Consider the following 20,471-nt stretch of genomic DNA (forward strand, 5'->3'; position numbering starts at 1 on the left):
GGGGTTTGGCGCGGGTGGGGCAAGCGGTGTGGTGGCGGTTCGCGAGCAAGCTCGCTCCTACCGCATTCTGGGTCCCCGCGTTCGCGGGGATGACGCAGAGGAGCGCGAATCCCTCTCCCGTCACTCCCGCGAACGCGGGAGCCCAAAAGACAGCTGCTCCTACGGGCGCAATATCACTGAGTGGCTGCGGGAACCTGTTTCAGCAGAGCGTCGATGGCGTCCTGCAGCAGCGTGGCGCTGGCATGGGCCGGGCTCAGGCCGGTGCTGACGGTGCCCTCCCAGAGTGTCTGCTCCTGCGCATCGGTCAGCCGCAGGCGCAAGGTGCCGGTCTCGTCGCGGAGGCGGTGGATGGCGAGGTAGGGGCCGAGCGGGTCGGGCGGCGGCACGTCGACCTTGAACTCCAGCGGCGCATCCTGCAGCGCCAGCCAGTAGTAGACGCGGATCTGCGGCGTGGCGCTTTCCCGGTAGCCGCGCTCGATCAGGCCCTGGCGCACCTGGGCGTTGATCAGTGGGTAGCGGTTACGGTACGGCAGGCTGTCGACGGCGTTCTCCGGTGGCATCAGCTGAAAGTCGTGCAGGCTGGACAGCCGCGTATCGGCCGGATGGGAAACCTGGGCGCGCGGCACCTGGTTGGTGCAGGTGGCGACGGCGAGGCAGAGCAGCAGGATGGCGAACAGGCGCATGGCGATCTCCACGGGGAGTCTCGCCATGCTGGAAGGGGCCGGATGCACCGGTCAACCGATCAAATGGGTGGGATGATCAGGTCAAGCCGCGGGTATCCCTCCTCGCCGTCGCGTTCACCCTTTGGGGGCATGTGGAAGGTGTTGACCAGATTGTCGCCCTGCAGGGTTTCCAGGTGGATGTCGAAGCCCCACAGGCGGTGCAGGTGCTTGAGTACGTCATCGGTGGAGTCGCCCAGCGGTTTGCGGTCGTGCTGCTGGTGGCGCAGGGTCAGCGAGCGGTCGCCCCGGCGGTCGACGTCCCAGATCTGGATATTCGGCTCGCGGTTGCCGAGGTTGTACTGCGCGGCCAGGGTTTCGCGGATCTTGCGGTAGCCGTCGTCGTCGTGGATGGCGTCGACCAGCAGGTCGTCCTTCTGGTCGTCGTCGAGGATGCTGAACAGCTTGAACTCGCGAATCACCTTGGGCGAGAGGAACTGCAGGACGAAGCTCTCGTCCTTGAAACTCTTCATGGCGAATTTCAGGGTGGCCAGCCAGTCGCTCCCGGCGTAGTCCGGGAACCAGCGCTTGTCTTCCTCGGTGGGGTTTTCGCAGATACGGCGGATGTCGCGGTACATGGCGAAGCCCAGGGCGTAGGGGTTGATGCCGCTGTAGTAGGGGCTGTCGAAGCCGGGCTGGTAGACCACGCTGGTGTGGTACTGCAGGAACTCCATCATGAAGCCGTCGCTGACCAGGCCTTCGTCGTACAGGTCGTTGATCAGGGTGTAGTGCCAGAAGGTCGCCCAGCCTTCGTTCATCACCTGGGTCTGGCGCTGCGGGTAGAAGTACTGCGCGACCTTGCGCACGATGCGCACTACTTCACGCTGCCAGGGTTCCAGCAGCGGGGCGTTCTTCTCGATGAAGTAGAGGATGTTCTCCTGCGGCTCGCTGGGATAGCGGGCCAGCCCCTGCTCCTTGTCCTTGCCGGTGGCCTTGGGAATGGTTCGCCAGAGATCATTCACCTGGCGCTGGATCTGTTCCTCGCGCTCCTTCTGGCGCTGCCGCTCTTCCTCGGCGGAGATCGGGTAGGGTCGCTTGTAGCGGTCCACGCCGTAGTTCATGAGGGCGTGGCAGGAGTCCAGCAGGTCTTCCACGGCGTCGATGCCGTAACGCTCCTCGCACTTGTTGATGTAGGACTTGGCGAACACCAGGTAGTCGATGATCGAGGTGGCGTCGGTCCAGGTGCGGAACAGGTAGTTGCCCTTGAAGAAGCTGTTGTGCCCGTAGCAGGCGTGAGCGATCACCAGCGCCTGCATGCACTGGGTGTTCTCTTCCATCAGGTAGGCGATGCACGGATCGGAGTTGATCACGATCTCATAGGCGAGGCCCATCTGGCCGCGCTTGTAGTTCTTTTCCGTGCTGAGGAAGTGCTTCCCATAGGACCAGTGGTTGTAACCGATGGGCATGCCGACGGAGGCGTAGGCGTCCATCATCTGCTCGGCGGTGATCACCTCGATCTGGTTGGGGTAGGTGTCCAGCGCGTAGCGCTCGGCGAGCCGACTGATCTCGCGGTCGTACTGCTGGATCAGCTCGAAGGTCCACTCCGAGCCGGTAGCGATCGGCTGGCGCTTGCTCATGCGACGAGCCTCCTCTGGAACAGCTCGCGGAACACCGGATAGATGTCCGAGGCGGAGACGATCTGCTGCTGGGCGAAGCTGTCTTCGAAGCTGTCGCGGATCTTCTCGTACTCGAACCACAGCGCCTGGTGCTCGCGCGGGGTGATCTCGACGTAGGTGTAGTACTGCACGAACGGCATGATCTGTTTCATCAGGATATCGCGGCAGACCGGAGAATCATCGTTCCAGTTGTCGCCATCCGAGGCTTGGGCGGCGTAGATGTTCCACTCGTTGGTGGGGTAACGCTCGGCCATCACCTCCTGCATCAGCTTCAGGGCGCTGGAGACGATGGTGCCGCCGGTTTCGCGGGAATAGAAGAACTCTTCCTCGTCCACTTCGCGGGCGCTGGTGTGGTGGCGGATGAACACCACTTCGATCTTCTCGTAGTTCCGCTTGAGGAACAGGTAGAGCAGGATGAAGAAGCGCTTGGCGATGTCCTTGGTGGCCTGGGTCATGGAGCCGGAGACGTCCATCAGGCAGAACATCACGGCCTTGGAGGTAGGGTTGGGCTGCTTGATCAGCAGGTTGTACTTGAGGTCGAAGGTGTCGAGGAACGGCACGCGGTCGATGCGCGCGCGCATCTTGGCGATTTCCAGTTCCAGCGCCTGGATGTCCCCCAGGTTGTCCGGCTCCTCGCGTTTCAGACGGTCCAGTTCGGCCAGCGCCGCGCGCAGTTTGCTGCGGGTCGAGCCGGACAGCGCGATGCGCCGCGCGTGGGCCGAGCGCAGGGTGCGGACGATGTTGATGCGGGACGGATTGCCTTCGTTGCTGATGCCGGCGCGCACGGTCTTGAAGGTGTCGCTGCCGGTAAGGTGGCGCTTGACCAGGTTGGGCAGCTCCAGGTCCTCGAACATGAAGTCGAGGAACTCCTCCTGGGTGATCTGGAAGACGAAATCGTCCATCCCGTCGCCCTGGTTGCTGGCCTTGCCGCCGCCGCGTCCACCGCCGCCGCCCTGAGGGCGTGGAATGTGCTCTCCGGAGGTGAACTCCTTGTTGCCGGGGTGGACGACCGTCTGCCGGCCGCCACGGCCATGGTGCAGCACCGGCTCGTCGATATCGCGGCCGGGAATACTGATCTGCTCGCCATGTTCCATATCGGTGATGGAACGACGGCTGACCGCCTCTTCCACCGCCTTCTTGATGTGCTCACGGTAACGCCGCAAGAAGCGCTGGCGATTCACCGTGCTCTTGTTCTTGCCGTTCAGACGCCGGTCGATGACGTAGCTCATGAATGCTCCTCAGGGTCTGATGCGCAGCGGCGCTACCGCCACGGACCCGACGGCAACCGGCGCGGCGGAATTACCGCCGCGCCGATGGCAGACTACTGCGACTTGCGAACGCGCAGATACCATTCCGACAGCAGGCGCACCTGCTTCTCGGTGTAACCGCGCTCGACCATGCGTTTGACGAAGTCGTTGTGCTTCTGCTGATCCTCCTTGCTCGCCTTGGCATTGAAACTGATGACGGGCAGCAGGTCCTCGGTGTTGGAGAACATCTTCTTCTCGATCACCACGCGCAGCTTCTCGTACGACAGCCAGCTGGGGTTCTTGCCGTTGTTGCCGGCACGGGCGCGCAGCACGAAGTTGACGATTTCGTTGCGGAAGTCCTTCGGGTTGCTGATGCCGGCGGGTTTCTCGATCTTCTCCAGTTCCTCGTTGAGGGCGGCGCGGTTGAGGATCTCCCCGGTTTCCGGGTCGCGGTATTCCTGGTCCTGGATCCAGAAGTCGGCGTACAGCACGTAGCGGTCGAAGATGTTCTGGCCGTACTCGCTGTAGGACTCCAGGTACGCGGTCTGGATTTCCTTGCCAATGAATTCGACGTAGCGCGGCGCCAGGTATTCCTTCAGGAAGCGCAGGTAGCGCTCGCGGGTTTCCGGCGGGAACTGTTCCTGTTCGATCTGCTGTTCCAGCACGTAGAGCAGGTGCACCGGGTTGGCCGCGATTTCATGCGGGTCGAAGTTGAAGACTTTCGACAGGATCTTGAAGGCGAAGCGGGTGGAAAGCCCGGCCATGCCCTCGTCGACCCCGGCGGTGTCGCGGTATTCCTGGATGGACTTGGCCTTGGGATCGGTGTCCTTCAGGTTCTCGCCGTCGTAGACGCGCATCTTCGAATAGATGTTGGAGTTTTCCGGCTCCTTCAGGCGCGACAGTACGGAGAACTGCGAGAGCATCTTCAGGGTGTCCGGCGCGCAGTGGGCGTGCGCCAGCGAGCTGTTGATCAGCAGCTTGTCGTAGATCTTGATCTCGTCGGAGACGCGCAGGCAGTACGGCACCTTGACGATGTAGATCCGGTCGATGAAGGCCTCGTTGTTCTTGTTGTTGCGGAAGCTGTGCCACTCGGATTCGTTTGAGTGGGCCAGGATGATGCCGCTATAGGGCAGGGAACCTAGGCCTTCGGTGCTGTTGTAGTTGCCTTCCTGGGTGGCGGTGAGCAAGGGGTGCAGGACCTTGATCGGTGCCTTGAACATCTCGACGAATTCCATCAGGCCCTGGTTGGCCCGGCACAGCGCTCCCGAGTAGCTGTAGGCGTCGGCGTCGTTCTGCGGGAACTCTTCCAGCTTGCGGATATCCACCTTGCCGACCAGCGCGGAGATGTCCTGGTTGTTCTCATCCCCGGGCTCGGTCTTGGCTATGGCGATCTGGTTGAGGATCGACGGGTGCAGCTTGACCACGCGGAACTGGCTGATGTCGCCGCCGAATTCATTCAGGCGCTTGGTCGCCCAGGGCGACATCACCGAGCGCAGGTAGCGCCGGGGAATGCCATAGTCCTCTTCGAGGATGGCGCCGTCTTCATCGGGGTTGAACAGCCCCAAGGGCGATTCGAACACCGGCGAGCCCTTGATGGCGTAGAAGGGCACGTGCTCCATCAGCTGCTTGAGCTTTTCGGCCAGGGACGACTTGCCACCGCCCACTGGGCCGAGGAGGTAAAGGATCTGCTTCTTCTCTTCCAGGCCCTGGGCCGCGTGACGGAAGAAGGCGACGATCTGGTCGATGCACTCTTCCATGCCATGGAAGTCGGCAAAGGCCGGGTAGCGGCGGATCACCTTGTTGGAGAAGATCCGCGACAGGCGCGAATCGACGGAGGTGTCCAGTAGCTCGGGCTCACCGATGGCCATCAGTATCCGTTCGGCAGCGGTGGCGTAGGCGGTCTTGTCCTGCTTGCAGAGATCCAGGTACTCCTGCAGGGAGTATTCCTCTTGGCGGGTCGCTTCGAAGCGTTCCTGGAAGTGACTGAAAATGCTCATGACGTCTCCTCGCTCGATGCATGGAGCCGGCGCGGGATCGGTCGTGTGCGGGTGCGGTCGGGCCGCCAGTGATGCCGGCGAGAATCCCCCAGAACTCCAACGGAACCTGGCCACTGCCCTGATCCGCCCCAAATGGTCACTGCCGATTACCCGGAAGCCGGTGTGCCGGCTCTCCCTGTTTTGGATGGCCTGAGGGAAAGGATAGTTCGTTCTCAGACCTGTAAAGGGCGAAAGCGCGAGAAGTTACAGATTTTTTGGGGGGTTATTCCGCCCCTTTCGTAAGGGCTTTCAGTCGGAGCCGCCCGCGCTGGTATCCGCGGGATAGACGCTGCGCCACAGTTCGAAGCCGCCGTCGAGGCTGTACACCTCGGAGAAGCCCTGCTGGACGAAATAGGCGGCCGCGCTCTGGCTGGAGTTGCCGTGGTAGCAGACCACGACCAACGGTGCGTCCATGTCCGCTTCGCGGATGAAATCGGCCACCGAGTAGTTGTCGATGTGCCGCGAGCCAGTGATATGGCCCATGGCGTAGCTCTGCGGGTCGCGGATATCGACGACCTGGGCGCCACCTTCGCGCAGTTGTTGGGCCAGGTCGGGGGCGATGCGCTTGAAGTCGCTCATGTGGGGTACCTCGCAAGACGCGGGGCGCTCGGCCCCGCTGGAATCAGGGGTGTTCCTTGGCGCAGTCGCAGTGGATGCGCTCGAAGGTATCGACGTTCAGCAGGGTCATGCTGCCGCCCCAGACGCATCCGGTGTCCAGGGCGAACAGGCCGGGCACATCGCACTGGCCTTCCAGTGCCGCCCAGTGGCCGAAGATGACCTTGCGTCCGGCGGCCTTGCGTTCGGCGTAGCTGAACCAGGGGGCGTAGCCGGGCGGGGCGGTGTCCAGGCCCTCCTTGGATTTCAGGTCGAGCTTGCCTTCCGGGGTGCAGAAACGCATGCGCGTGAAGTAGTTGGTGATCACCCGCAGGCGCTCGATGCCATGCAGCTTCTTGTCCCACTTGGCCGGTTCGTTGCCGTACATGCCGTCGAGGAACAGCGGCAGTTGCTCGTCGTCGCGCAGCACGGCTTCCACTTCGGCAGCGCGCTGCAGGGACTTCTCGATGGACCACTGCGGCGGAATGCCGGCGTGCACCAGGGTGATGTCACGCTCGGCATCGTGGTAGACCAGCTGCTGCTGGCGCAGCCATTCGATCAGCTCGGCGCTGTCCGGCGCTTCGATGATCTCGCGCAGGGTGTCGTTCTTCTTCAGGCGCTCGGTGTTGTAGGCCACGGCTACCAGGTGCAGGTCATGGTTGCCCAGCACGCAGACCAGCGACTGGCGGATGGCGTAGAGGTAGCGCAGGGTTTCCAGCGATGCCGGGCCACGGTTGACCAGGTCGCCGACCAGCCAGAGCTTGTCTTTCGCGGGGTCGAACCGTACCTGATCGAGCAGGCACTTGAGGGGTTCCAGGCAGCCTTGCAGGTCGCCAACGGCATACGTGGCCATCAGTGCAGGGCTCCCGGCACGGCAAGGCGGAACACCGGGATCTCGGCGTCGAAGTGATGGCCGTCGTCGGCGATCATCTGGTAACTGCCGTGCATGCTGCCCACTTGCGTGGCCAGTACGGTGCCGCTGGTGTAGGTGTGGCTGGCGCCCGGTTCGATCAGCGGCTTTTCGCCGACCACGCCGGCGCCGCGCACTTCCTGCACGTGACCGTTGCCGTCGGTGATGACCCAATGGCGGGTCAGCAGCTTGGCGGCCTGCTCGCCCTGGTTGTGGATGGTCACGGTGTAGGCGAATACGTAGCGCTGCTGCTCCGGCTGGGACTGCTCGGGCAGATGGCGGGTGGTGACGCTGACGGTGACGTTGTAGCGCGGGTCGCTCATGCGGAAGTGTCCTGCGCAGGCTGGTCGCTAAGACGATTGGCCAGGCGCACGAAGTCGGCCACGTCCAGCTGCTCGGGGCGCAGGGTCGGGTCGACGCCGGCGGCCTCGATCTCTTCCACGCTCATCAGCGCGCGCAGCGTGTTGCGCAAGGTCTTGCGGCGCTGGTTGAAGGCTTCGCGGACGATGCGTTCGAGCAGGCGATGGTCCTTGGCTGGGTGTGGCAGTTCGGTATAGGGAACCAGGCGCACGATCGCCGATTCGACTTTCGGCGGCGGGTTGAATGCGCCGGGGCCGACGGTGAAGAGATAATCCACGCGGCAGAAGTACTGCACCATGATCGACAGACGGCCCCAGTCGCCGTTGCCCGGCTCGGCGGCCAAGCGCTCCACCACTTCCTTCTGCAGCATGAAATGCATGTCCTGGATGAGCGAGGCATGATCCAGGAGGTGGAAGATCAGCGGGGTGGAAATGTTGTAGGGCAGGTTGCCGACCACGCGCAGCTTGTCCTCGGGGGAGGCGACCAGCGTGGAAAAGTCGAACTTCATGGCGTCGCCTTGGTGCAGGCTGAAGTTGGGTTTGAGGCCAAAGCGCCATTTCAGTTGCGGGATCAGGTCCAGGTCCAGCTCGATCACGTCGAGCTTGGCGCCGCTGTCCACCAGGCCTTCGGTCAGGGCGCCCTGGCCCGGGCCGATTTCCAGCAGGTGCTGGCCTTCCTTGGCGGCGATGGCACGCAGGATCTTGTGAATCACCCCGGCGTCATGCAGGAAGTTCTGGCCAAAGCGTTTGCGGGCGCGGTGTTGGAAAAGTTCGGACATCGAGGGCTCCGGAGGAGCAGCTGGGAGCGCAAGGCTGCGAGCTGGGGACGAAAAACCGTCAGTTTACCAGCCCCGCGCGGCCAGCACGAAACGCTGGCCGAACGGAGCAACGGGATTCAGCGGCGCGCGGCGCCGGCTTCGGCCATCTGGTAGGCGGTTTCCAGGGCAACCTGCAGGCTGCCGCTGTCGATCCGGCCGGTGCCGGCCAGGTCCAGGGCGGTGCCGTGGTCCACCGATGTGCGGATGATCGGCAGGCCCAGGGTGACGTTGACCGCCGCGCCGAAACCCTTGTACTTGAGCACCGGCAGGCCCTGGTCGTGGTACATGGCGAGCACCGCGTCGCAGTGGTCCAGGTGCTTGGGGGTGAACAGGGTGTCGGCCGGCAGCGGGCCGATCAGCTGCATACCCTCGGTGCGCAGGCGCTCAAGCGTTGGCTCGATGACGTCGATTTCCTCGTGGCCGAGGTGGCCGCCTTCACCAGCGTGGGGGTTAAGGCCGCAGACCAGGATGCGCGGGTTGGCCAGGCCGAACTTGTCGCGCAGGTCGGCGTGGAGGATGCGGGTGACGCGCTCCAGGCGCTCCGGGGTGATGGCGTCGGCGATCTGCCGCAGCGGCAGGTGGGTGGTCACCAGGGCAACGCGCAGGCCTCGGGTTGCCAGCATCATGACGACCTGGGCGGTGGAGGTCAGGTCGGCGAGGAATTCGGTGTGGCCGGAGAAGGCGATACCCGCCTCGTTGATCACGCCCTTGTGCACCGGCGCGGTGATCATCCCGGCGAAGTGTCCATCGAGGCAGCCCTGGCCGGCACGGGTCAGGGTTTCCAGTACATAGGCGGCGTTGGCCTTGTCCAGCTTGCCCGGCTCGACCGGCGCGGCCAGCGGGGTATCCCAGACATACAGGGTACCGGCGGCGGCAGGTGCGCTCGGCCACTGGCCGGGGCCGACTTCCTGCAGGGTGATGTCCAGCCCCAGCAGGGTGGCGCGCTCCGCCAGCAGCTCGCGGCTGGCGACGGCGACCAGCGGGTGCGGCTGCGCCTCGCGGGCCAGCAGCAGGCAGAGGTCAGGGCCGATACCGGCAGGCTCGCCGGGGGTCAGGGCAAACAGCGGGGAAGTGCTCATCAGGCGATCTCGAATCAGGACGTTGGCGCGGATGCGCCTACTCTACGACGAAGCTTCATGCAGGCAAAAAGAAACCCGGCCATGGCCGGGTTTCTTTTGAGCGACTCGCGCGCTTACTGCTTGATCTCGACGTAGGCTTCGTCGCGGATCTGCCGCAGCCAGGCCTGCAGTTCTTCGTCGTACTTGCGTGCGCGAAGGGTCTGGGCAGCCTGCTGTTCGCGGAACTTGTCGCTGCTGTCGGTGGCGCGACGGCCGAGGACTTCCAGCACGTGCCAGCCGAACGGCGAGCGGAACGGCTTGGTGACCTGATTCTGCTGCGCGTTGTTCATCACTTCGCGGAACTCCGGCACCAGCGATTCCGGGTCGACCCAGTTGAGGTCGCCGCCATTGAGCTTGGAACCCGGGTCTTCGGAGTATTTCTTCGCCAGCTCGCTGAAGCTCTCGCCAGCCTGGATGCGCTCGTAGAGCTTCTCGGCCAGACGATGGGTTTCTTCGTCGCTGCGGATTTCGCTGGGCTTGAGCAGGATGTGACGGACATGAACCTCGTCACGCAGCATCTTGCTGCCGCCACGCTTCTCTTCCAGCTTGAGGATGATGTAGCCGCCCGGAGTGCGAACCGGCTCGGTCACGTCGCCCACGGAGAGGCTGCCGATCATGCTGTCGAACGGGGAGGGCAGCTGGGCGGCCTTGCGCCAGCCGATCTCGCCGCCTTCGAGGGCGTTGTCGCCAGCCGAGCGGGACACCGCAAGCTGGTTGAAGTCCGCGCCCTGCTTGAGCTGCTGGTACATCTCCTGGGCCTGGCGGCCGGCGGCCTGCACGGTTTCCGGCGAGGCGCCATCGGGCACCGGGATCAGGATGTTGGCCAGTCGGTACTCTTCGGAGAGCTGGATCTTACCCATGTCGGAGGCGAGGAAGTTCTGTACTTCCTGCTCGCTGACCTGGATGCGCTCGGCGACGCGGCGCTGGCGCACGCGGCTGATGACCATCTCGCGGCGCACCTGCTCGCGGGCGTCGTCGTAGGACAGACCGTCGTGGGCGAGGGCGGCGCGGAACTGATCCAGGCTCATGTTGTTGCGCTGGGCAATGGTGCCCATGGCCTGGTTCAGCTCCTCATCGGTGATGCGGATGCCGGAGCGGTCGCCGATCTGCAGCTGGATGTTCTCGATGATCAGGCGCTCGAGCACCTGCTGGGTCAGAACATGTTCCGGCGGCAGCGGCGCGCCGCGCTTCTGGATGGTTGCACGAACTTCGCGCAGGCGCTGGTCAAGCTGGCTCTGCATCACCACGTCGTTGTCGACGATGGCGACTACACGGTCCAGCGGGACCACTTCGGCATGCACGATGGAACTTGCCAACAGCGCGCCCAGCATCAGCGGGCGCAGGGCCTTACATAGCATTGTCTTCACGTTGACGATAACCCTGGATACCTTGGTCGAGGAAGCCTTCCACCTGGTTGCCAACCACGCCGCCAAGGCCTTTCAAGATGATTTGCAGGAACACACCGCGGTCGGCTGTAGACGTCGAAGAAATAACGTTCTCGTCGTCGTAGTTGACCCAGTAGCGATTGACCAGACGCAGCTTCCAGCAGCAACTGTCGTACTCGAAGCCACTGAGGGCTTCCAGTGTGCGGCTCTGGCTGTAGTCGAACTGCCAGCGACCGATGGCGGCCCATTGCGGCAGTACCGGCCAGATGAACGAGAAGTCATGCTGGTTGATCTTGTACTGGTCGCTGTTGTACTGGAACTGCCCGGTGTTGGGGTTGTAGCTCTTGGTGTCCGCACGATAGCGGTAACCCGCGTTCAGCACCTTGCGTGGATCGGCTTCGGGCTGGTAGTGGAACATCAAGTTACCGTTGTCGGTATGGTGCGTGTTCGGGTTCCAGTTGTAGTCCGAGCTGGCGTACCAGTCATGGTTGAAGCGGTAGATGCCGGTCAGCGCGTACGGCGAGCGCCAGGTGTCGGCGTCGGCGTTATTGACCGGGGTATTCGGGTTGGCTGCGTTGTAATTAGTGATATAGGTATCGGTCAGGCCGGGCAGCTGTACGCGGCGATCGCTGAAGTAGTAGATCTGGCCGGCAGCGATATAGGCGCGCTCGAAACCGTTGTCCTCGATGAAGCGCGAGCCCAGGCCGAGGGACAACTGGTTGGCGTCGCCGATGCGGTCCTTGCCGGTGAAGCGGTTCTCACGCCACAGCGAGTCGTAGCTGAAGGTGAACTCGCCCGTGTCGAAGGTCGGCAGGTTGTCCTGGTTCTTGTACGGCACGTACAGGTACATCGCGCGCGGTTCCAGGGTCTGGCGGAACTTGGTGCCGCCGAAGCTGGTGTCGCGGTCGAAGTACAGGCCGCTGTCCAGCTTGGCCAGCGTCAGCGCGCGATCCGGGCTGCTCTCGTAGGTGACGTCGCCGTAGTTTATCTGGGGGTTGGCGAGCTGAGCCTTGCCGGTGCCATCAAGATCCAGGTCGTACTTGGTATACAAGCCCTTGACCGTCGGGGTCATGTAGCCCCAGCTGCGGTTCATCGGCAGGCTGATACCCGGCTCCGCATGGAAGCGATCACCGGTGGCACGGGCCAGGCCCTGGATGGAGTTGTCCTGACGTGGATACTGGACCGGGTTTTCCGGGTCCAGGATGTAATAGCCTTCATCCAGGCTGCGATCGAAACGAACCAGTTCAGTACCGTAGGTGAAGTTCGCTCCGCCCGGATTGAACGGCAGCTTGCCGTCCAGGGTGAGTTGCGGCAGGCGGTTGTACGGCGTTACGTCGGTCACGGTCGCCAGCTGGTAGGCCTGGGCATTCAGGCGCGCGGTGTAGCTGTCGCCGCGATAGGTCAGCGAGCCCTGCTGGTTCACGTAGGTCGGCGAACCAAGACCCAGGTTGGTGTCCAGGTCCTGGAAGTAGTACGGGTCGCTGATGCGGGTGTAGTCCACCTGCGCCAGCACGCGCGAATCCAAGCCGCTGACGTTCTTCCAGCCGTACAGCCAACGGGTGTCGGTGTAGTGCGGGAAGTCCTGCTTGTCGGTGTCCTTGTCGTTCAGGTAGGCCGCGTTGAACTGGCCTTCGCTGCTGTGGGTCAGGTAGCGGGCCTCGCCTTCCATCAGCAGGCCGCGCTTGGCCATGTACCGCGGGTACAACGTGGCGTCGTAGTTCGGCGCCAGGTTGAAGTAGTACGGCGTGGTCAGGGTGAAGCCGGTATTGGTGGTGGTGCCGAACGACGGTGCCAGGAAGCCGGATTGGCGGCGGTTGTCGATCGGGAAATAGATGTACGGGGTGTAGAACACTGGAATGTCCTTCACCCGCAGGGTCGCGTTGGTCGCGGTGCCGAAGCCGGTAGCCGGGTCCAGCTTGATGTTGTTGCCCTTGAGGACCCAGGCGTTGCTGCTGGGTTCGCAGCGGGTGTAGGTGCCATCCTTGAGGCGGATGATCGCGTCTTCCTGGCGCTTGGCGTACAGCGCGCTGCCGCGCACCTGGGCCTTGTGCATGACGTATTCGGCGTTGTCGATCTTCGCTGCGCCGTTGTCCAGCTGCAGGTCGGCATGGTCGCCGACGATCAGCGCGCCGTTGTCGCGCAGCTTGACGTTGCCGACCAGCTCGCCACGGTTCTCGGACTGGTGCAGGTTGGCTTCGTCAGCCTCCACCTGCATGCTGCCCTGGCGCAGGACCACGTTACCCGCGAGGGTGGCGATCTGCTTTTCCTGCTCGTAGCGCGACACCTTGGCCGAAACGTAGGTCGGCGCCTCGTCGTTCGGCGTCTTGTCGTTCATGCCCGGCCGCACTGGCTCGACGTATTCGCCGCCACAGTACGGACCCATCTCCGCCAGCTGGGCGGCGGTCAGCTTGTCGCGTGGAACCCAGTCGAGGTGGCTGTAGTCGCTGCTGCGCGACTTCAGGCCGCGGCCGCCGGACTGGGTGACCAGTTGCTTGGGTTCTTCGGCGCTGGTAACGGAGCTGCTGCCGGACGTCTCGCCCTTGGTGGCAGCGGCGGCGCTGCCGCCAGCGCTCACCGCAGTGGCGCTGTGCTGCGGACGCGGAACGCTGGTGGCGCTCTCCTGCGGTGCGCAGTTCCAGGAGCCGGAGGCCGAAGGTTGGCAGGCGAACTGCTCACCGGGTGCCGCGGTCACAGAGGCGAGCGGCTGAATAGCCAGCAGGCCACCGGTCACCAGTAAGGGGAATTTTCTACGGAACACGGGGAAATTCACTGCCATCTTGTTAATCCGGGCTTCCTGCGAGCCATCGGCCCGCTCAGGACCGCGAGCCACTCGATGGGCTCAAAAAGATGCTGGATAATAAAGCATGACCCGCGCAACGGCTAGGGCCGTGGAGAACCCCAGAAGATGTCACAGGATGCCCGTTACCAGCAGATGACCCGCTGGTTGGACTTGAGTTTGCCCGCTGTGTTCAATGCCGAAGGTTGGGGCCCAGTGCCCGAAGCGAGCCTGACGCCGGCCAGCAGCGATGCCAGTTTCCGCCGCTATTTCCGCTGGCAGGGCGATGGCCGCAGCCTGATCGTGATGGATGCGCCGCCGCCCCAGGAAGATTGCCGCCCCTTCGTCAAGGTGGCCGGTCTGCTGGCCGAGGCCGGCGTGCACGTGCCGAGGATCCTGGCCCAGGATGTCGAGCAAGGCTTCCTGCTGCTCAGCGATCTCGGTCGCCAGACCTACCTCGACGTGCTCAACCCGCAAAATGCCGAGGAGCTGTTCGAACCGGCGCTCGATGCCCTGGTGGCCTTCCAGCAGGTGGACGTTGCCGAACGCCTGCCGGCCTATGACGAAGCCCTGCTGCGCCGCGAGCTGCAGCTGTTCCCCGACTGGTACCTGCAACGCCACCTGGGCGTAACGCTGGAGGGTGAGCAACTGGCCGCCTGGCAGCGCACCTGCGACCTGCTGGTGCGTAGCGCGCTGGAGCAGCCACGCGTGCTGGTGCACCGTGACTACATGCCGCGCAACCTGATGCTCAGCGAGCCGAATCCGGGGGTACTGGATTTCCAGGACGCCGTCTTCGGCCCGGTCACCTATGACGTGACCTGCCTCTACAAGGACGCCTTCCTCAGCTGGCCGGAGCCACGCGTGCATGACGGCCTGTCGCGCTATTGGCGCAAGGCGCAGGCCGCCGGCATTCCGCTGCCGGAGCGCTTCGAGGACTTCCTGCGTGCCAGCGACCTGATGGGGGCGCAGCGCCACCTCAAGGTGATCGGCATCTTTGCCCGCATCTGCCACCGCGACGGCAAGCCGCGCTACCTGGGCGACGTGCCGCGCTTCTTCCGTTATCTGGAGAGCGTCATCGCCCGTCGTCCCGAGCTGGCCGACCTCGCCGCGCTACTGGCGAGCCTGCCCAAAGACGAGACGCATCCCGCATGAAGGCCATGATCCTCGCCGCGGGCAAGGGCGAACGCCTGCGCCCGTTGACACTGCACACCCCCAAGCCGCTGGTGCGCGCTGGCGGCGTGCCACTGATCGAGTATCAGCTGCAGGCGTTGCGCCGGGCCGGTTTCGATCAATTGGTGATCAATCACGCTTGGCTCGGCCAGCAGATCGAGGATTACCTGGGCGATGGCGCGCAGTTCGACGTGAACATCCGCTATTCGCCAGAAGGTGAGCCACTGGAAACCGGCGGCGGCATCTTCAAGGCGCTGCCGCTGCTGGGGGATGACGCCTTCGTCATCGCCAACGGCGACATCTGGACCGACTTCGATTACGCGGGCCTGCACGGCGCGCTGGCCGAAGGCGACCTGGCGCACCTGGTGTTGGTGGATAATCCCGACCATCACACGCGCGGCGATTTCTGCCTGCGCGAGGGCCGGGTGAGCGATTACCGCGTAGGCGAGCCGAGCCTGACCTACAGCGGCATCGCCGTCCTGCATCCCGCGCTGTTCGACGGCTGCGAACCCGGTGCCTTCAAGCTGGCGCCGCTGTTGCGCCAGGCGATGGAGGCCGGCCGCGTGAGTGGCGTGCGGCATGCTGGCCGCTGGGTCGATGTCGGCACCCATGAGCGTCTGGCCGACGTCGAACGCCAGTTGGCGGAGGGCTGAGGTGTTCTGGCCGGGCACATTGCTGGGCCTGATCGCTGGCTGGGCACTGGCGAGTATCCCCGGGGCCCTGCTCGGCGGGCTGCTCGGCCAGGTGCTCGATCGTCGCCTGAAGGTACGTTCCTGGCGCGGGTTGCTGGAGCAGTTGCGCGGAGGCCCACAGGTTGGCGACCGCGAGCTGCTGTTCCTCCTGCTCGGCCGCCTGGCCAAGAGCCGGGGCCGCGTGCATGACGCGCACATCCAACAGGCGCGGGCGGAAATGCTGCGCCTGCAACTGGATGACAGTGCGCGCCGCCAGGCCATCGAGGCCTTCGGGCGTGGCAAGAGCGGTGGCGAGTTGCTGGAAATCGGCCTGCGTCAGCGACGCGGCCATGAAGCGACCGCTGAAGGCTTGCTGCTGGCCTGCTGGCGCATGGCCTGGGCGGCGGGTGCGCCGGGGTCCGCGGAGAAGCATCTGATTCTGCAATGGGGCGACTGGCTCGGGCTCCCGCGTGCCCGCATCCAGGCCCTGGCCGCAGGCACGGAGCGACCGAAGCCGCCGGTGACGCCGCGCGAATCCTATACCCACGCATTGCGCGTGCTGGGGGTGACCATGGACAGCGAGCCGGAGGCGATCAAGCGCGCTTACCGCAAGCTGATCAGCCAGAACCACCCGGACAAGCTCGAGGGCCTGGGCGCCAGCCCCGAGCGCATCGTCGCCGCCACCGAGAAGACCCGCGAGATCCAGGCCGCCTACCTGCTGGTGCGGCAGCGGCGCGGCTTCCGTTAATCGGGTTGCCCGACCGGCTCCAGGTGCATCGACAACCAGCCGCGAATCCGGCGGTAGAGCTGTTCCTGCTCGGTGGTTAGGTCGGCGGGCAGGGCGTTCATCCCGATCTGGATGTAGTTCGGCGACTTCTGCCGCTTGCTGGCCTGCAGGCGCCGTTGCGCGGAGTCGCGGTCGACGGCTTTGCCCTTGTAGTAGAAGTCCCCGGTGGCGAGGCTGAGCAGGGGCACCGTGTCTTCCAGCGACGGCTGGAAGTCGCGGGGCATCTCGGGCGCCACCAGCAGCAGGTTCTTGATGTCGGCAGGCGTGCGTTCGCCCAGGTAACGGGTGGCCCAGTAGGCGCCGGTGCCGTGCCCCAGCAGGACGATGGTCCTGGGTTTGCGCTGCTCGGCCAGGTCGACCGCCGCCTGGATGCGCGCCAGCACCCGTTCGGCGTGCGCCTTGCGCAGCGCCGCCGGATCGGTGGGGGTCGGCGTGGCGTCTGTCGGGTTGGTCTGGGCCGGTTCGGCGCTGCCGGCTTCGCCGGTGCTTTCCGGAGTGGGCGTCGCATTGCCCGCGCTGCCGGTCACTGGCGGTTTGCTGGCGCTGTCGGCGGCGGAGGCATCGGTGTCGGCGCTGGCCTTGTCCGCCGACTCGGCAGGGCGGGTTACCGGGGCGGTGCTTTGCGGGTCGGGCAGGGTCACGCTGAGGCTCTGCCAGCCGGCGTCGGGCAGCTTGCGCCGCAGCGGGCCTATGGCGACGGGCCAGTCGGCGCTTTCGCCATCGCCGGGAATCAGGATCACCACGCCTTCGGCTTCTGCGGTATTGGCCGGCAGCCAGAGGGCGAGGAAGCTCTCGTCACCCGCTTGCAGCATCTGCCGTTCATGTTCCGGCAACTGCCGCTCCAGGCCGCTGGCATCGTCCTGGCTGCGTTCGCTGACCTGCGGCCGCACCACCGGCGCGGCCGCTGGCTTTTCCCGGGCGGCGGGTTTGGCCTCTCCGGCCCAGGCCGGCGACAGGCCGAGCGACAGGCAAAGGGCGAGCAGAGTAGGGCGAGGCAGGTGCGGCATCGGCGATATCCATGTCCAGGGCTGGCGCGAGTGCGGCCAGCCTAGCGGCTGTTATTGGGTTTGTCAGGCGCAGGCCATGCCGGGTTCCACCGGGGTTGCTGTAAGGTATGGCGGCTGTTTGGTGGCGCGATCGAATCCTGGGGTGTTGTCGGCATGAGTCGTCTGTTCTGGAAAGCCTGTCTGCTCTGGCTGTGCTGCCTGCCGTTGCTGGCCCTGGCGGAATCCCCGGCTGCGCCCCTGGCGCTGGACGAGGCGCAGCGCGCCTGGCTTGCCGGGCACCCGCAGCTGCGCGTCGGCGCGCTGCTGGAGGCGCCCTATGTGCAGCAGGACCGTCGCCTGCAGCAGCTATCCGGCGCCAACGTCGAGCTGCTGGAGTGGCTGGCCAAATCCATGGGCGTAACCCTGCAGTGGCGCACCTACCCGGATCAGGCCGCCCTGGAACGAGCGGTGCGCGCCGGGGAGATCGACCTGGCGCCCGGCATCAGTCAGACGCCGGCCTCGTTGCGCGACTGGCTGTTCTCCGATCCCTACCTGCGCGTGCCGCGTCTGGTGGTGGGCGATCGACTCAGCGGCACCTCGGTGGAGCTGGATTCGCTCGACCTGGGCGAGTCCGTTGCTGTGCGCGGTCCGGGGCCGGTGGTCGGTTACCTGCGCGGCACCTACTCGAGCCTGATGCTGCAGGTGGTCGACAGTGACCGCGAAGCGCTGCGCAAGGTGCTTGGTCGCGAAGCCAACTATGCGGTCATCGACGAGGCGCAGCTGGCACGCCTTACCCGCGAGACCGAGTTCACCGGCCTTTCCGTGGTGGCCGACATCGGCTATCCGCAACTGCTGCGCGTCGCGACCCGCCGCGACCTGCCGGAGCTGGCGTCGATCATCGATGCGGCCCTGCGCACGGTGCCGGCCAAGGACCTGGACCAGCTCCACGAACGCTGGTTGCAACCGACCTATCCGCGCCTGGGCTCCTCGCCCGGCTTCTGGCAGAACCTCTGCATCCTGCTCGGCCTGCTGCTGGCCTGCGCCGTCACGGCGCTGCTGTTGCAGCGCCGCCAGCAGCGGGTGCTGGAGGCGCGCCTGCTCGCTGCGCGGAGTGATATCGAGTTGCGTCAGGCGGCCGAGCAGGCGCTGCGTCTGACCCAGTTCGCCATCGACAGCAGCACCGTGGGCATTCTCTGGGTCAACTGGGACAGCCATGTGCGCTACGCCAACCGCGCCGCCGAGGAAATGCTCGGTTATCTGCCGGGCGCCGTGGTCGATCGCCCGTTGGCGGACCTGGAACCGACGCTGGACATGGACCGCTGGCTCAACCTCTGGCGCCGCGCACGCAATGCCGACGAGGCGCCGCTCAGCTTCGAGACCCAATGCCTGCGCGCCGACGGCCAGTGGCTGCCGGCGGATGTCTCGCTGAGCTTCCTGCGCTTCGGCGATTCCGAATACCTGCTGGTGTTCCTCAACGACGTCACTGAGCGCCGCCGCGCCCGCGCCGCGCTGGAGGAAAGCGAGGCGCGCCTGCAGGGCATCGCCGCCAACGTCCCGGGGCTGGTGTTCCGCCTGGAGCCCAACGCGCCGGACGATGACTCCGATTTCGCCTACATCAGCTTCATTACGGGTGGCAGCGAGACCTCGCTCGGTTACTCGCCCGGCTACCTGCGCGAGAGCGGCCTGGGGATCATGGGGCTGGTGGTGCCGTCCGAGCGCGAGAGTTATCTCGCCAGCCAGCTGCAGGCCGTGGCAAGCGGCAGCAACTGGCACTGGCAGGGGCGCATCCTCACCCGCAGCCATGAGCCGCGCTGGGTGGACATCAAGGCCACGGTGCGGCCCCTGGACGATGGCCGCCTGGCCTGGGACGGCGTGGTCTGGGACATCACCGAGAACAAGCAGATCGAGCTCGAACTGGGCGAGTCCCGCGCGCAGCTGCGCGAGTTGTCCGCGCACCTGGAAAGCGTGCGGGAGGAGGAGAAGGCACGGATCGCCCGCGAAGTGCACGATGAACTGGGCCAGGTACTCACCGTGCTCAAGCTGGAAACCTCGATGTGCGAGCTGGCCTATGGCGAGCTGGACGGCGGCCTGCGCGAGCGCCTGGATAACATGAAGCGCCTGATCGCCCAGCTGTTCCAGCTGGTGCGCGATGTGGCCACGGCGCTACGTCCGCCAATCCTCGACGCCGGCATCGGCTCGGCGGTGGAATGGCAGGCGCGACGCTTCGAGGCGCGCACGCATATCCCCTGTCTGGTGCAGGTGCCGGAGAATCCGCCGGAGCTGTCGGATGCCAAGGCCATCGGCCTGTTCCGCATCCTCCAGGAGGCGCTGACCAATGTCATGCGCCATGCCCAGGCGCATACTGTGGAGCTGCAATTGAGTGTCGAGGGCGAGGCGCTGTGCCTGCGTGTCGCTGACGATGGCGTGGGCTTCGATCCGGGCGCCACGCGCCAGGGCGTATCCTTCGGTCTGGTGGGAATGCGCGAGCGGGTGCTGATGTTCGGCGGCACGCTGCAGATCGACAGCCAGCCGGGCGAGGGCACCACGTTGTGGATCCGGGTGCCCCTGGACAGTGACAACCCTGATGACAATGACAACGAACGGGAGGAGTGGCGGTGATTCGAGTGCTGGTGGCGGAAGACCATACGATCGTGCGCGAGGGCATCAAGCAGTTGATCGGCATGGCCAAGGACCTGCAGGTGGTGGGTGAAGCCACCAACGGTGAACAGCTGCTCGAAACCCTGCGCCAGACCCCCTGTGAAGTGGTCCTGCTGGACATCTCCATGCCCGGCGTCAACGGCCTGGAAGCCATCCCGCGGATCCGCGCGCTGAACAATCCGCCGGCGATCCTGATGCTGTCGATGCACGACGAAGTGCAGATGGTCGCCCGCGCGCTGAAAGCCGGCGCCGCCGGTTATGCCACCAAGGACAGCGACCCGGCGCTGCTGCTCACGGCGATCCGCAAGATCGCCAGCGGTGGCCGCTACATCGATCCGGACCTGGCCGACCGCATGGTCTTCGAGGTCGGCCTGACCGATTCGCGGCCGCCCCACGCGCTGCTCTCCGAGCGTGAGTTCTCGGTGTTCGAGCGCCTGGTGCACGGTGAAGGCGTCAACGAGATCGCCCAGCAACTGGCGGTCAGCAGCAAGACCATCAGCACCCACAAGGCGCGGCTGATGCAGAAGCTCAACGCCAACTCGGTGGCGGACCTGGTGCGCTACGCCATGGAGCACAAGCTCCTCTGAACGGGCCTGTGCCGTCGTTTGATCTGTGACAGTT

17 protein-coding genes are annotated in these 20,471 nt (G+C 65.0%); 5 read left to right on the forward strand and 12 right to left on the reverse strand.

What is annotated here, in order from left to right; all coding sequences use genetic code 11:
• Nucleotides 1–173: 173 nt before the first annotated feature.
• The 11 genes from GA645_RS02875 to GA645_RS02925 form a co-directional block, all read right to left on the reverse strand.
• The gene (locus GA645_RS02875; RefSeq protein WP_152227865.1) at nucleotides 174–683 is read right to left on the reverse strand and encodes a DUF4136 domain-containing protein; all 510 of its coding nucleotides are present in this window, start codon (nucleotides 681–683) and stop codon (nucleotides 174–176) included.
• Nucleotides 684–742: 59 nt separating this feature from the next.
• Nucleotides 743–2,296, reverse strand: coding sequence for a SpoVR family protein (locus GA645_RS02880; protein ID WP_152219804.1), 1,554 nt, complete (start codon nucleotides 2,294–2,296; stop codon nucleotides 743–745).
• Nucleotides 2,293–3,564, reverse strand: a complete 1,272-nt coding sequence (locus GA645_RS02885) for a YeaH/YhbH family protein (protein WP_152219806.1) — start codon at nucleotides 3,562–3,564, stop codon at nucleotides 2,293–2,295. The genes GA645_RS02880 and GA645_RS02885 overlap by 4 nt, the downstream gene beginning before the upstream one ends.
• Before the next feature lie 92 nt (nucleotides 3,565–3,656).
• Entirely contained in the window at nucleotides 3,657–5,579 is a 1,923-nt protein-coding gene (locus tag GA645_RS02890; protein WP_152219808.1) for a PrkA family serine protein kinase, read from the reverse strand.
• 288 nt (nucleotides 5,580–5,867) lie between these two features.
• A complete protein-coding gene (gene glpE, locus GA645_RS02895) occupies nucleotides 5,868–6,197 on the reverse strand; it encodes a thiosulfate sulfurtransferase GlpE (protein ID WP_152219810.1) in 330 nt (109 codons plus the stop codon).
• 43 nt (nucleotides 6,198–6,240) lie between these two features.
• Nucleotides 6,241–7,065, reverse strand: a complete 825-nt coding sequence (locus tag GA645_RS02900) for a symmetrical bis(5'-nucleosyl)-tetraphosphatase (RefSeq protein ID WP_152219812.1) — start codon at nucleotides 7,063–7,065, stop codon at nucleotides 6,241–6,243.
• Nucleotides 7,065–7,445 (reverse strand): Co2+/Mg2+ efflux protein ApaG, encoded by a 381-nt coding sequence (apaG, locus tag GA645_RS02905; protein ID WP_152219814.1) that lies wholly within the window; start codon nucleotides 7,443–7,445, stop codon nucleotides 7,065–7,067. Before apaG ends, GA645_RS02900 begins: the two co-directional genes overlap by 1 nt.
• Nucleotides 7,442–8,260, reverse strand: coding sequence for a 16S rRNA (adenine(1518)-N(6)/adenine(1519)-N(6))-dimethyltransferase RsmA (rsmA, locus tag GA645_RS02910; RefSeq protein ID WP_152219816.1), 819 nt, complete (start codon nucleotides 8,258–8,260; stop codon nucleotides 7,442–7,444). Before rsmA ends, apaG begins: the two co-directional genes overlap by 4 nt.
• A 116-nt stretch (nucleotides 8,261–8,376) precedes the next feature.
• Nucleotides 8,377–9,378, reverse strand: a complete 1,002-nt coding sequence (gene pdxA, locus GA645_RS02915; RefSeq protein WP_152219818.1) for a 4-hydroxythreonine-4-phosphate dehydrogenase PdxA — start codon at nucleotides 9,376–9,378, stop codon at nucleotides 8,377–8,379.
• Between the two features lie 113 nt (nucleotides 9,379–9,491).
• Nucleotides 9,492–10,784 (reverse strand): peptidylprolyl isomerase, encoded by a 1,293-nt coding sequence (locus tag GA645_RS02920; RefSeq protein ID WP_152219820.1) that lies wholly within the window; start codon nucleotides 10,782–10,784, stop codon nucleotides 9,492–9,494.
• The gene (locus GA645_RS02925) at nucleotides 10,765–13,578 is read right to left on the reverse strand and encodes an LPS-assembly protein LptD (RefSeq protein WP_152219822.1); all 2,814 of its coding nucleotides are present in this window, start codon (nucleotides 13,576–13,578) and stop codon (nucleotides 10,765–10,767) included. The genes GA645_RS02920 and GA645_RS02925 overlap by 20 nt, the downstream gene beginning before the upstream one ends.
• A 129-nt stretch (nucleotides 13,579–13,707) precedes the next feature.
• Here GA645_RS02925 and GA645_RS02930 point away from each other — a divergent pair, with 129 nt between their 5' ends.
• Genes GA645_RS02930 through GA645_RS02940 form a run of 3 tightly spaced genes read left to right on the forward strand, consistent with a single transcriptional unit; the run spans nucleotide 13,708 to nucleotide 16,167 of the window.
• Nucleotides 13,708–14,730, forward strand: coding sequence for an aminoglycoside phosphotransferase family protein (locus GA645_RS02930; protein ID WP_152219824.1), 1,023 nt, complete (start codon nucleotides 13,708–13,710; stop codon nucleotides 14,728–14,730).
• On the forward strand, nucleotides 14,727–15,401 hold the full coding sequence (gene murU / locus GA645_RS02935; RefSeq protein WP_152219826.1) for an N-acetylmuramate alpha-1-phosphate uridylyltransferase MurU: 675 nt from the start codon (nucleotides 14,727–14,729) through the stop codon (nucleotides 15,399–15,401). The genes GA645_RS02930 and murU overlap by 4 nt, the downstream gene beginning before the upstream one ends.
• 1 nt (nucleotide 15,402) lies before the next feature.
• Nucleotides 15,403–16,167 (forward strand): DnaJ domain-containing protein, encoded by a 765-nt coding sequence (locus tag GA645_RS02940; protein ID WP_152219828.1) that lies wholly within the window; start codon nucleotides 15,403–15,405, stop codon nucleotides 16,165–16,167.
• Here the strand turns inward: GA645_RS02940 and GA645_RS02945 are convergent.
• Nucleotides 16,164–17,213, reverse strand: coding sequence for an alpha/beta hydrolase family protein (locus GA645_RS02945; protein WP_152219830.1), 1,050 nt, complete (start codon nucleotides 17,211–17,213; stop codon nucleotides 16,164–16,166). The genes GA645_RS02940 and GA645_RS02945 overlap by 4 nt on opposite strands.
• A 153-nt stretch (nucleotides 17,214–17,366) precedes the next feature.
• On the opposite strand from GA645_RS02945, the gene GA645_RS02950 reads away from it, so the two are divergent.
• A complete protein-coding gene (locus GA645_RS02950; RefSeq protein WP_152219832.1) occupies nucleotides 17,367–19,811 on the forward strand; it encodes a PAS domain S-box protein in 2,445 nt (814 codons plus the stop codon).
• On the forward strand, nucleotides 19,808–20,437 hold the full coding sequence (locus tag GA645_RS02955; protein ID WP_152219834.1) for a response regulator transcription factor: 630 nt from the start codon (nucleotides 19,808–19,810) through the stop codon (nucleotides 20,435–20,437). Before GA645_RS02950 ends, GA645_RS02955 begins: the two co-directional genes overlap by 4 nt.
• Nucleotides 20,438–20,471: the final 34 nt, after the last annotated feature.

Source organism: Pseudomonas sp. SCB32 (assembly GCF_009189165.1).
Classification (GTDB): Bacteria; Pseudomonadota; Gammaproteobacteria; order Pseudomonadales; family Pseudomonadaceae; genus Pseudomonas.